Annotated in this window: 12 protein-coding genes, 1 tRNA gene and 1 pseudogene; 4 read left to right on the forward strand and 10 right to left on the reverse strand. The window is 67.2% G+C overall.

Annotation, left to right across the window (positions count from 1 at the left end; genetic code table 11):
• Positions 1-61 precede the first annotated feature (61 nt).
• From H289_RS0120260 to H289_RS0120275, 4 genes are all read right to left on the reverse strand, one after another.
• Positions 62-919 (reverse strand): acyl-CoA thioesterase, encoded by an 858-nt coding sequence (locus tag H289_RS0120260; protein ID WP_020102646.1) that lies wholly within the window; start codon positions 917-919, stop codon positions 62-64.
• On the reverse strand, positions 916-1,305 hold the full coding sequence (locus H289_RS0120265; protein ID WP_020102647.1) for a DUF427 domain-containing protein: 390 nt from the start codon (positions 1,303-1,305) through the stop codon (positions 916-918). Before H289_RS0120265 ends, H289_RS0120260 begins: the two co-directional genes overlap by 4 nt.
• Complete coding sequence (locus tag H289_RS0120270; protein WP_020102648.1) at positions 1,302-2,144, reverse strand: LLM class flavin-dependent oxidoreductase; 843 nt, start codon at positions 2,142-2,144, stop codon at positions 1,302-1,304. Before H289_RS0120270 ends, H289_RS0120265 begins: the two co-directional genes overlap by 4 nt.
• 76 nt (positions 2,145-2,220) lie before the next feature.
• Positions 2,221-2,523 carry a DUF4333 domain-containing protein gene (locus tag H289_RS0120275; protein ID WP_036420991.1) on the reverse strand — a complete coding sequence of 101 codons (303 nt, stop codon included), beginning with the start codon at positions 2,521-2,523 and terminating at the stop codon, positions 2,221-2,223.
• A 142-nt stretch (positions 2,524-2,665) separates the two neighbouring features.
• Between H289_RS0120275 and H289_RS0120280 the strand changes: the two genes are divergently transcribed.
• Entirely contained in the window at positions 2,666-3,349 is a 684-nt protein-coding gene (locus H289_RS0120280; RefSeq protein ID WP_020102650.1) for a DUF998 domain-containing protein, read from the forward strand.
• 8 nt (positions 3,350-3,357) lie between these two features.
• On the opposite strand, the gene H289_RS0120285 is transcribed toward H289_RS0120280, so the two are convergent.
• From H289_RS0120285 to pgm, 6 genes and pseudogenes are all read right to left on the reverse strand, one after another.
• On the reverse strand, positions 3,358-5,055 hold the full coding sequence (locus tag H289_RS0120285) for a patatin-like phospholipase family protein (protein ID WP_051128549.1): 1,698 nt from the start codon (positions 5,053-5,055) through the stop codon (positions 3,358-3,360).
• A gap of 70 nt (positions 5,056-5,125) precedes the next feature.
• Complete coding sequence (locus tag H289_RS0120290; RefSeq protein ID WP_020102652.1) at positions 5,126-6,001, reverse strand: alpha/beta fold hydrolase; 876 nt, start codon at positions 5,999-6,001, stop codon at positions 5,126-5,128.
• Between the two features lie 82 nt (positions 6,002-6,083).
• Positions 6,084-6,539, reverse strand: a complete 456-nt coding sequence (gene cynS, locus H289_RS0120295) for a cyanase (RefSeq protein WP_020102653.1) — start codon at positions 6,537-6,539, stop codon at positions 6,084-6,086.
• Positions 6,540-6,664: 125 nt separating this feature from the next.
• A tRNA-Ala gene (locus H289_RS0120300) sits at positions 6,665-6,737 on the reverse strand.
• Between the two features lie 60 nt (positions 6,738-6,797).
• Positions 6,798-8,056: pseudogene (locus H289_RS30905) on the reverse strand (MFS transporter); the annotation flags it as partial.
• Positions 8,053-9,687 carry a phosphoglucomutase (alpha-D-glucose-1,6-bisphosphate-dependent) gene (pgm, locus tag H289_RS0120310; protein ID WP_020102654.1) on the reverse strand — a complete coding sequence of 545 codons (1,635 nt, stop codon included), beginning with the start codon at positions 9,685-9,687 and terminating at the stop codon, positions 8,053-8,055. The pseudogene H289_RS30905 and the gene pgm, both read right to left, overlap by 4 nt.
• Before the next feature lie 70 nt (positions 9,688-9,757).
• On the opposite strand from pgm, the gene crcB (H289_RS0120315) reads away from it, so the two are divergent.
• Genes crcB (H289_RS0120315) through H289_RS0120325 form a run of 3 tightly spaced genes read left to right on the forward strand, consistent with a single transcriptional unit; the run spans position 9,758 to position 11,579 of the window.
• Positions 9,758-10,156 (forward strand): fluoride efflux transporter CrcB, encoded by a 399-nt coding sequence (gene crcB / locus H289_RS0120315; RefSeq protein WP_020102655.1) that lies wholly within the window; start codon positions 9,758-9,760, stop codon positions 10,154-10,156.
• Complete coding sequence (gene crcB, locus H289_RS0120320) at positions 10,153-10,518, forward strand: fluoride efflux transporter CrcB (RefSeq protein ID WP_020102656.1); 366 nt, start codon at positions 10,153-10,155, stop codon at positions 10,516-10,518. Before crcB (H289_RS0120315) ends, crcB (H289_RS0120320) begins: the two co-directional genes overlap by 4 nt.
• Positions 10,497-11,579: a DUF190 domain-containing protein gene (locus H289_RS0120325; RefSeq protein WP_029105496.1), complete on the forward strand. Its 1,083-nt coding sequence runs from the start codon at positions 10,497-10,499 to the stop codon at positions 11,577-11,579. The genes crcB (H289_RS0120320) and H289_RS0120325 overlap by 22 nt, the downstream gene beginning before the upstream one ends.
• Positions 11,580-11,609: the final 30 nt, after the last annotated feature.

Raw genomic sequence — 11,609 nt, forward strand, 5'->3', positions numbered from 1 at the left:
GTATATGAGACATGACCGTCCTCACCGGTTCGGTCACGGCGGCCACCGGTTGCCATGCCGACTACAACCGCGCCGTCGCGGCGACGGCGGTGTCGGTGGTCCGTAGCGGACGGATCATGCCCTCCTGCGTGAACGAGGCGATGAGTCGACCGTCCTCGGTGTGGACTTGTCCTCGGACATAAGACATTCCGGCACCGACCTGGGTGCTGTCGTGGGAGTACAGCAGCCAACCGTCCCAGCCGACGGGTTCATGAAACGCCACGGTGACCGTCATCGGCGCCGTGGACACGGTGAGGTGTGCCTGGCTGGTACCGATGCCGGCGTGCGCACGCATGGTCGCCGAGATCGACAGGTGGCCGGTGAAGTGCGCGAGCAGCGCCTTGGCCAGGTCGTCGCGGCGCGGGATCGGATCGTAGTGCAGCCACGCGTGCAATTCGGGCGGACCGACCTCGTCGGGACTGTTGACGTCGAGAACGTCGACGAGGCGCAGTTCGCGGCCGATCATCGGCATGGGGCTCGGATTCGACTCGGCGGGAGGCGCGATGTCGGGGCGGTCCGCGTGGTGGCGGATCACGTCGGGTGTCGGGGTGTCTGCCAACACCGTCACCGTCGCGCAGCGCCGGCCGCCCTGCTCGACCGCGACGACCGCCACGGCGAAACTACGGCCGTCGTTGACTACGTCGACGGCAAAGTCGACTGGCAGATCAACCTGCACGGCCCGGCCGAAGATCGCGTGGGCGGAGCGAATCGCTTTGTTCGGCAACTGCTTTGCGACCGCCACGATGGACTGCGCCAGCAGCTGCGTGCCGTCGACGACAGCGCGTTCCCCACCGTCGCTGAAGCCGCGGAACCGGCCGGGGCCCGCAGGCTGGACGTCGAACACCTCGAGCATTCCGGTGACGGAGGACGGCGTCGTCATGCGTGGCCGTACCCGAGGACAGCGGGGTGAGCCTGGGCGACGCGGACGACAACGCGGTCTTGATAGAACGCGATGTGGTCGCGCAGCCGCGCCACCTGTTCGGTCGGGTCCTCGTAGCTCCAGCACACCGGTTCGTCTCCGTCGTTGTCGAATCGCCAATAGGTGGCTTGCCCTTTGAACGGGCAGCGGCTTGTCGCGTCCGGGTCCTTGCGCAGTTCGATGTGGACGTCCGACCGCGGGAAGTAGAACACCAGGCCGTGGTCCTGCTCGTCGACGAGCAACGCGGCCGCGGTCGACGCGAGCAGTCGTCCGTCGTACTCGGCTGTAATCCTGTTGCGGCGGCGATGGATATCGACACGGTAGTCGGGGCGGTCCACGAAACTCATGCCGCCATCACCACCGTCTCGGCGAATTCCCGCAAGGTATCGGGCTCGGCGAAATCGGCGAACCAGACGTAAAACCGTTCGGCGCCAAGATCACTCATCCGCCCGAAGTGGTCGACTAGCTCGTCGGCCGTACCGCAGGTCAGTCCGGCACCGAGATGCCCGAAGCGGCGCGTGCTCGTCTCGGTGACCGTCGCGCGGTCCGCTGCGGAGCCGACGAAACCGACCATCTGCTGCACCGACACCCGCGCTGCGCCCGCCTGCGGGCGCAGCAGTTGCAGCCGGTCGAGGTGATTGCATGGCAGGTTCCACCAATCGGCATGTCTGCGAACGAGTTCCATGATCTTCTTGCCGACACCGCCCAGCACCAAGGGAATCGGGTGTTCCCGGCGCGGGACCTGTGCGTCGTCGCCGTCGTCGCCCCAGTACCGGCGGATCAGTTGCAGGTCACGTTCGAGCCGCCGGAAGCGGGCCGGGGCGTCGTCGGCGTTGTCGATGTCGAACCGCTCGAACTCGGCAGGCATCGATCCCGCGCCCAGACCGAGCTCGAACCGCCCGCCCGACGCGGCGGACATCGTGACGGCGTGCTTGGCGAGCACCGCCGGATGACGGAAACCGTCACACAGGACCAGGTGCCCGACGCGCAGCCGCTGGGTATGCGCCGCGACCCAGGCGGCAATGGCCGTGGCGTCCCAGATACCGCGATCCGGGGCGCCGGGCGCTTCGAGGTGGTCGATGAAGGCGATGCCATCGAAGCCCGACTCCTCGGCCACCCGTGCGCGCTCGACGATGTCGCCAATACTCAGCCGCACCTGCGGCAGGAACAAGAACCACTCGGCCATGACCCCGCCACGATACCGCGACCGGAAGGAATGTTCTACCTATTTGATAACGGCATTCTCGCTCGCGTCGCCGACGTCAGCTCCGGTTCGTCCTGATGTCGAAGCCGACCTTCTCGCCATCGACGCTGGTGATCTTCAGATGCGCCTTGTATGGCCCTTCCGGTCCCGTGAAGGTGCAGTCGAATTCGCCGCCGACCTTGGCGTCGATGCCCGACGGGCACTTGACATCGGTCGGGTGGAATCCGGTCTTGCTGCTCACCATGTCGGTCACCGACTGCGCGGCGCCTTCGGGTTTGATGGTCGAGGTACACGCGCTCAGCTGCAGCGTGAGGACCCCGACGATGACGGTCGTGCCGATGAAACCGGTGGATCGGGTCATGACGGGAACGTAGTGGCAGGCAGTTGGAAACGCGTTGGAAATCGGCCGCAGCTGTGCGCCCACCAACACTTTCCGCAAGGCCACGCAACGACGGTCCGCGTCGGACTACGTTGGACCCGGCGGAAGTGGGTATCAGCCGAACATGAATGCCGAGATGGTCCAGGATCGCCGCGCGTCGCTGTCGGTCGTCGTCACCCTCACCGCGTTCGTGGGGATATTGGCATACTGCGACTTCCCGGTGGCGTGGCTGGTCAACTCGCATCTGAGCCCGCTGCGCTCATACGTCAGCGAGTTGGCGGTCGCAGGCCAACCGGCACGTGCGTTCTTCCGGGTCAGCGACATCGTGGCCGGGGTGGGCTTGATCGCCGTTGCCAACCTGCTGATGCGTTGGCCGCCGACGAGGCAGGCGTCGGTCGCGCATCTGTGCGCGATGGTCGCCGGCGTCTCGTCGATGGTCGATGGCCTGTGGACCATGCCGTGCGCGCCGTCGATCGACGTGAGCTGCCGCGCAACGGAAGAAGCGATCCACACGACGCAGGTCGTGCAACCCCATACCGCTTCCAGCCTCATCGGGTTCACCGCACTCGTCTGTGCCATCGGCCTCTACGGGGCAGCGCTGACACGACAGCCGGGCTACGGCAGGCTCGGCGTCTCCGGACTTTCTGCCGCAGCCGTGGCCGCGCTTCTCGGCAGTGTCGACGTCGCCATGTGCCTGACGGACTCAACAGCCATGGTGGGGCTGGTGGAGCGGATACAGGTGTGCGCCATCGCCGCGTGGCTCGCCATCCTCGTACTCCGCATGGCCGGTGATCGCCACTGGCGTTGACCGAGCGCCTAGGTCGACTCGGACTGCGACTTGCGGATGCGGTCCCCGACGGCCGCGACCCGGCGCCGTACCCGAGTGACCCGCGGTACGTATTCGGCGGCCCGTCGGGCACCGTCCAGAATCGTGGCCATCGGCTGCAACGGAGCGGAGACCCGAACCGGTGTCCGATCGACCTGCGGCGGCTGACTTCCCTTCCACCACACCGGTTCGGTGAGCCTTTGCACGAACGGCACCGAACTCTCCACCGAGGCGTTGCCCCACTCGATCGCGCGGTCGATGGCCTCCGGCGCGGCAGCCAACGTCACCGGAGACAGCGTAGGGCTGAACCGGATGACACGGTCGGCGAACGGCGCGTTGCGGACCATCTGCAACTGCAGCGCCTGGGTAATCGGTTGCAGCCAAAGGTGTCTCGGGTTCCACTGCGGATGGAAGCAGTCCCAGCCGATGTAGCACGCGTTGCGGGTGCCGAGGCGACCGTCCTGAATTCGCTTCCACGCCAGCTCGATCGGGACGTTGCTCGCCGCTCCCCCGTCGACCAACGCGGCGACATCCTTCTCCACGAGCAGCTGATCGAGCAGGCCCCACATCCGCGGATCACTCGACTCATGATGCAGAATCCCCGGGATCGCCGACGAAAAGCTCGCGGCGTCAACGACATTGAAGTCGGCCGTCAGATCGTCGCCGCCGAGCACGATCGGCTTGACGACGCGGGAATCGATGAACGCGGCGACCTGCCACAGCCGGTTGACGACGCCGGGCGCGTAGCCCAGCTTGAGGTGCTCGAGCGCGCGCACCCCCATCATCGTGAAGTGCGACGGATGGAACTGGCCGGGCAGCCGATCGAATGACTGCTTCCGGACGCCGGCGACGACGGTCTCGTACGGGATCGAGAGATCCGTCATCCGCATCGGTTCACCGTCTTCGCGCGTGAACATCTCCTTGGCGAATTCGTTGAACTGCAACGAGAACAGGCCATTGAGTCCGTGGCGACGGCGGGTCCGGGCCGGGGCCAGGACGCCGCGGTAGGTGACGGTCTTCGCCCAGGCGACGTAGTCCTCGATGGGCACCGGCAGGACGCGGGCCATGACGCTGCCGACGATGGCGCCGAACGAGTTGGTCAACATGTAGGCGGGCGGCAGGCCCGCCGCGAGCATGCGCTGCATGCCGCCCAGATAGACGTAGCCGGCGCCGCCCCCGCCGCCCAGGACCGCGACGTAGGTCTTGTAACCGAGTTCGGCATCGAGTTCCGCCGCGGAGAAGTCGTTGGCGTGGCGCTCCAGCAGCAGCGACCGCTCATAGTCGACGTCCTCGGCGAAAGTCTCGAGGATCGCCTTCGCCGCGTCCAACCGTTCCTGTGCGGTGGTCCGCCCGCGCAGTGCGTGGTACAGCGCATCGATCACTCGCGCGCGGAAGCCGGCGATCTCGTCACCAACCGTCACGTCGCCGCGACCCCGGGTACCGCCCGGACCGGCCGCGCCCGGTTCGAACACCGTCAGACGCGCGAAGCTCAACAGGTAGCGCAAGCGCCGGAACTGCTCGGGGCTGAGCACGTCGGGGCAGTCGAGGTCGGCCCGAACCAGCGCGGCTTCCATATGCTGCAGCGCGAGAGTCGGATTGCTGCCCGGAAGGCCCGGGGGTTCCGCGGCCTCGATCACCGCCAGCTCGGTGGACACGTCGCCGAACGGTACGAGCTCGGGATTCACCATCAGATCATTGTTCGCCACCGGGCATCCGGCCGCGGCGGTTGGGTCGGATTGCCAGAACTGCCCGACAACGTCAGCTCTGCCGTGACTCGGCCAGCACGTCCGAGAGCCACTTGATCACGAGATCGGGCTGCTCGTCGATGATGAAGTGACCGCAGTTGGGCACCTCGGTGATGTTCAGATCGTCGGCGTGATCCTTGAAGCCCTCCAGCAGCGACGGATGCACCGCCACATCGTCGAGACCGAACAGGACGCGCACCGGCATCGCGAGCTTCTGATCGTCGTAGGGACCACGCGCCAGTTTCGCGAACTCCTTGCCGACCATGGCGCGGTAGATCTTTGAGCCCGCGACGCGACGGTCCCGGTCGCGGAAGCAGCTGCGGAAGAAGTCCACCGACTCCTGGGGCATGCCGCTGCGGCGGATGAACCACCACAGCGTCGGTGACAGGTGCGACAGCGGTCCAACGACCGGAGCGCCCACGACAAGTTGGTACGCCAGCTTGTGGGCATGCCGTGCGACCCGGCCCGGCTCCTGCCACACCGGCGGGATGTTGAGGATCGCCAACCGCTTGACGCGCGCCGGCGCCTTCAACGCCACCAGCTGCGCGGTCCAGCCGCCCCAGTCATGGCCTACCAGGTCGAAGGTGTCCAGCCCCAGCGCCGTCGCCGCGGCGAGCACGTCGGAGGCGAACTGTTCCTTCTCGTAACCCTTCGGGGTGACCTCGCTCCAGCCGGCGCCGCGCAGGTCCATGGCGTGCACCCGGTAGCCGGCATCGGCCAGCGCCGGAATGACCTTGTGCCACATGAACCAGTTCTCCGGCCAGCCGTGCAACAGCACGACGGGGCGTCCACCCTCCGGCCCGGCCGCAGCCACGTGGATTTTCACGTCACCGGCCTGCACATATTCATGGGTCACGCCATCGAGAGTGGGCATGCTGCGCTGCGTCATGCGCGCATCTTACCGCGCGGTAAGTTCGCTGGTCGATAGGTGGCGCCTTCCTGCGGCCGGGACGCCAGGCGGTCGGCAGCGATCAGTTCGTCGCCGCGTTCCATTCATAGGGCAGGAACTTCCCGTCGAACGTGATCACCACGCGGTCGCCGCCTGGGTGGGACTTACGTTGCAGGTCGATGCTGAAGTTGATGGCGCTCATGATGCCGTCACCGAACTGCTCGTGGATGACTTCCTTGAGCGCTGGTCCATATACCGAAAGCGCTTCGTAGAGCCGGTAAATGGTCGGGTCGGTGGGCACCGCGGTCGGCAACCCGCCGCGCATCGGCACCGCTGCCAGGACGGGAATGACGGACTCGTCGAGACCGAGCAGTGCCACGACCTTGGCACCCAGTTCGGTGGGCACCGGGTGCTGGCCGAGCAATGCGGCGATCGTCCACACCAACGGACGCTCCAGCGCATCCGCCAACTGTTGCCATGTCAGGCCTTTCGCCAGACGCGCGGCGACGATCTCTTCGGTTACTTGATCTCGTGTCATGCGGTACAGCTTCGTGGACCGGTGTTACTGAGGAATTACGAGTTCTGCGCTGCCGCAGGATCAACCGCAGCGCGCTGTGAAACGAGAAAACCCGCCCTGACCGGAGTCAGAACGGGTTTTACTTGTGGAGCTAAGGGGACTCGAACCCCTGACCCCCACACTGCCAGTGTGGTGCGCTACCAGCTGCGCCATAGCCCCTTAAGTGGTGCCTGATGAAGCTACACCACTGGCACCACGGTCGACAAAACGGCTGGTCAGAGGGACCCTTCCACCGGCTCGTGGCCCAGTGGACAGATCGGGGTCTCCTCGTCGTCACCGGATCGACGCGTTTCCGGGGCCAGCGACCAACACACCGCAGCCGCCAGCAGGATCACCCCGCCGACGCCGAATGCGGCGGTGAAGGACACGCGCTGGGCGACCTGTCCGGCGGCCAGGGAGCCGACGATCGTGCCGAGGTCCGACATCATCTGGAAGGTCGCCACGGCGGTGCCGCCGCGAGCCCGGTTGCCGATGATGTCCGCGACGGCCGCCTGCTGGGGCGAGACGAAGACGCCACTCGCCGCACCCGTCACGAACGCGATCACGAGGAACACCGGCAGCGACGTGGTCCAGCCGAGCAGCGCAGTCGAGGCGGCCGACACCGTCAAGCCGACGATCATCAATTTGCGGCGGCCCACCCGGTCGGACAGGTGCCCGCTGGGAATCACGGCACAGACGTTGCCGATCGCGAACATCGCCAGCACCAGGCCGGCCATGCCCGCGCTGCGGTGCAGCACGTCGACGACAAACAGCGGCACCAGCGCCACGCGCAGGCCCAGCGCCGCCCATCCGGCCGCCAGGTTCGACAGCAGGGCGGCCTGATAGGCGCGGTTACGCAGCACGGTTCGCACCGACACCGTCGGCCCGACCGCCTCCTCGTCCGGCGCGGCCAGCGTCGAGTTCCGCAGGCTGACGAACACCACGGCCGCGGCGACCACCAGCGCCGCCCCGTAGATGGCGAACGGCACGGACAGACCCAACCCGGCGGTCAAGCTGCCGACCACCGGCCCGGCCACGCCACCGATCATGAATGCGCTCGAGAACAACCCGGCCACCCGGCCACGGGCGTCGAACGGCGACAGCCGGATCATCAGCGCCAGCGACGACACCGTGAACATTGCCGAGCCCGCACCACCGAGGGATCGGAACACCAACAGCTGCCAGTAGGTCTCCGCAAACGCGCAGGCCAGCGTCGACAACGCGACGATCAGCAGGCCGGTGAGGTAGACACGCCGCTCACCGAGCTTCTGCACCAACAGGCCGCTGGGCGGCGCGAAGATCAGCCGCATCGCGGCGAACGCGGTGATGACGAACGTCGCCGCGCTGATGCTGACACCGAAGTTGCGGGCGTACGCCGGCAGTACCGGGGCCACCACGCCGTAGCCGAGTGCGATGACGATGTTGGCGCCGGCCAGCACCCAGATCTCGGCCGGCAGTCGGGTCGGGGTCGGACAGTCGCCCTCCGTTACAGCGCTCACGCTATGACTGTATTCACCACTTCCCGCGCGGCGGCCTGAACCTGCGCCAGATGTTCCGGACCCTTGAACGACTCGGCGTAGATCTTGTAGACGTCCTCGGTCCCCGAGGGCCGCGCGGCGAACCAGGCGTTCTCGGTTGTCACCTTCAGCCCGCCCAGCGGCGCGCCGTTGCCCGGCGCCGCCGTGAGCTTGGCGACGATCGGTTCGCCCGCCAGCTCGGTCGCGGTGACCTGTTCGGCCGACAGCTTCGACAATCGCGCCTTCTGTTCGCGGTTGGCCGGCGCGTCGATACGGGCATAGGTTGGGGCACCGTACTTTTCGGTCAGCTCGGCGTAGCGCTGCGACGGCGACTTACCGGTGACCGCCAGGATCTCCGAGGCCAGCAGCGCCAGGATGATGCCGTCCTTGTCGGTGGTCCAGACGCTCCCGTCGGTGCGCAGGAACGACGCCCCGGCACTCTCCTCGCCACCGAAGCCGATTGTGCCGCTGAGCAATCCGTCCACGAACCACTTGAAGCCGACCGGCACCTCCACCAGCTGGCGCCCCAGCCCGGCCACCACGCGGTCGATGATCGACGAGCTGACCGCGGTCTTGCCCACCGCGGTGGAACCCGGCCACCCGGCCCGATGCGTGTACAGGTAGTCGATGGCCACGGCGAGATAGTGGTTCGGGTTGAGCAGGCCCCCGTCGGGCGTGACGATGCCGTGCCGGTCCGAGTCCGCGTCGTTGCCGGTGGCGATCTGGTAGCGGTCGCGATTCGCGATCAGTGACGCCATGGCGTTCGGCGAGCTGCAGTCCATCCGGATCTTGCCGTCGGTGTCGAGCGTCATGAACCGCCAGGTCGCGTCCACGAGCGGGTTCACCACGGTCAGGTCCAACTGGTGCCGTTCGGCGATGGCGGCCCAGTAGTCGACGCTGGCGCCGCCGAGCGGATCCGCGCCGATGCGCACCCCCTCTGCGCGTATGGCATGCAGGTCAACCACATTCGGCAGATCCTCGACGTAGGCATTGAGGTAGTCGTGCCGCTCCGTCGAGCCCAGCGCACGTGCCAGCGGCATCCGCTTCACGTCGCGCAGCCCGTCGCGCAGAATCTCGTTGGCGCGCTTGGCAATCGCGCTCGTCGCATCGGTGTCGGCCGGGCCGCCGTTGGGCGGGTTGTATTTGAAGCCACCGTCGCGCGGCGGGTTGTGCGAGGGGGTGACGACGATGCCGTCGGCGAGGTCGCCTTCCCGGCCGCGGTTGAAGGTCAAGATGGCGTGGCTGACCGCCGGTGTGGGCGTGTAGCGGTCGGCGGCGTCGATCATCGCGACGACCTCGTTGCCGGCGAGCACTTCCAGCGCCGTGACCCAGGCCGGCTCGGACAGGGCATGGGTATCACGGCCGATGAACAGCGGTCCGGTCGTGCCCTGCGCGGCGCGGTACTCGGCGATCGCCTGTGTGGTGGCCAGGATGTGCGGCTCGTTGAACGCCGCGTCCAGACTCGATCCGCGGTGGCCCGACGTGCCGAAGACCACCTGCTGATCGACGTTCTCGGGATCGGGCGCCACGGTGTAGTAGGCGGTGACCACGTGGGCCACGTCGATCAGGTCATCTGGCTGGGCCGGTTGGCCGGCGCGCGGGTTGGCCGTCATGGCCTCGATTCTGCTACCGGTTCTCCCCCGGTGTGCACCTGTCGACGGTCTGCCACCATACTTTTGCTTCATGTTCGGCCACGACAACCGAGAATTGGCCGCCGTGTTCGTCGGGGGCGCCATCGGTACCGTCGCGCGTGCCGCCCTCGCCGTCTTCGCCGCGCCCCATCCCGCGCACTGGCCCTGGCCCACGTTCATCGTGAACATCGTCGGCGCGTTCCTGCTCGGCTACTTCACCACCCGGCTGCTGGAGCGACTACCGGTATCGAGCTATCAGCGCCCGCTGCTCGGCACGGGCGTGTGCGGTGGCCTGACCACGTTCAGCACGATGCAGGTCGAGACGGTGCGGATGCTCCAACACGGCGCCTACGGGCTGGCCGCGGGCTACACGGTGGCCAGCATCATCGCCGGCCTGGCCGCGGTCTACCTCGCCACCGTCCTGGTCCGACGAGTCCGGGTGCGGGCATGACGGCGGTCATCTGGCTGGGCGTCGCGCTGATCGGTGGCGTGGGAGCGGTGACGCGGTTCCTGGTGGACCGCGCGGTATCGAAACGCAAGAGCAGCAGCTTCCCGTACGGCACGTTCGTGGTGAACCTCAGCGGCGCCTGGCTACTCGGCTTCTTCGGCGGTCTGGCATTGCCTCCCAATGTCGCCTTGTTGGCCGGTACCGCGTTCGTCGGCGCCTACACGACGTTCTCGACGTGGATGCTGGAAACCCAGCGCCTCGGCGAGGAACGACAGGTCTGGTTCGCGCTCGCCAACATCGTGGCGAGCGTGGTGCTGGGCCTGGCCGCCGCGGCGCTGGGAATATGGATGGGCGGCCTGCTGTGAGCGACTCCACGGACTACCTGAAACTCACCACGTATTTCGGTGAGCGCCAACGTCATCAGGGCCGCCGCTTCCTCGCCGAGGAGCTGCTCGACCTCTACGCCGCCGAAAATGTCGCCACGAGCGTGGTGCTGCGCGGCATCGCGGGATTCGGGCCACGGCACCAGCTGCGCACCGATCAGACCCTGAGCCAGTCCGAGGACCTGCCGGTGGCAATCGCCGCGGTGGACACCGCCGACAAGATCGCCGGACTGGCTGAGCAAACCGTGGAGCTGACGACGCGCGGACTGGTCACGCTCGAACGCGCGCGCCTGCTCACCACCGCAAAGGTCGGCGCGCACACCAAGCTCACCGTCTATGTCGGCCGCCAGCACCGGATCAATGGTCGGCCGGCCCACATCGCGGTGTGCGACCTGCTCCACCGCAGCGGATTCGCCTGCGCCTCCGTCTTTCTCGGGGTCGACGGCACGGTCCGCGGCCGCCGCGAACGGGCCCGATTCCTGAACCGCAACACGGACGTTCCCGTCATGATCATCGCGATCGGCGACGGCGACCGCGCGGCCGCGGTCCTGCCCGAGCTGGAGCGGCTGCTGTCCGACCCGTTGGTGACGGTGGAGCGGGCCGAGCTGTGCAAGCAGGCCGGGACACTCCTGGCCCGCCCAGGTGCGCTGCCGGCGCACGACGCCGACGGAACTCCGTTATGGCAGAAGCTCATGGTGTACACCACCGAGGACACGCTGCACGGCGGCGAGCCGGCGCACCGCGAGATCGTGCGCCGACTGCGCGCCATCGAGGCCAGCCGCGGCGTCACGGTGCTGCGTGGCATCTGGGGCTTCCATGACCGACGGACACCGCATGGCGACCGGTTGTTTCAGCTCGGCCGCCAGGTCCCTGTCACGACAATCGTGGTCGACACCCCCGAAAACATCTCTACCGCTTTCGATCTCATCGACGAAGTGACCGCCGACCACGGCGTGGTCACCTGCGAACGGGTGCCGGCGCTGGTCTCCATCGACAATGGAAACCGGGACGGTAGTACCAGTCTGGGACACTTCCTTGGCTAGAAGGTAAGCCTAGCCTAAACACTTTCGGTC

Source organism: Mycobacterium sp. 360MFTsu5.1 (genome assembly GCF_000383495.1).
Classification (GTDB): Bacteria; Actinomycetota; Actinomycetes; order Mycobacteriales; family Mycobacteriaceae; genus Mycobacterium; species Mycobacterium mucogenicum_B.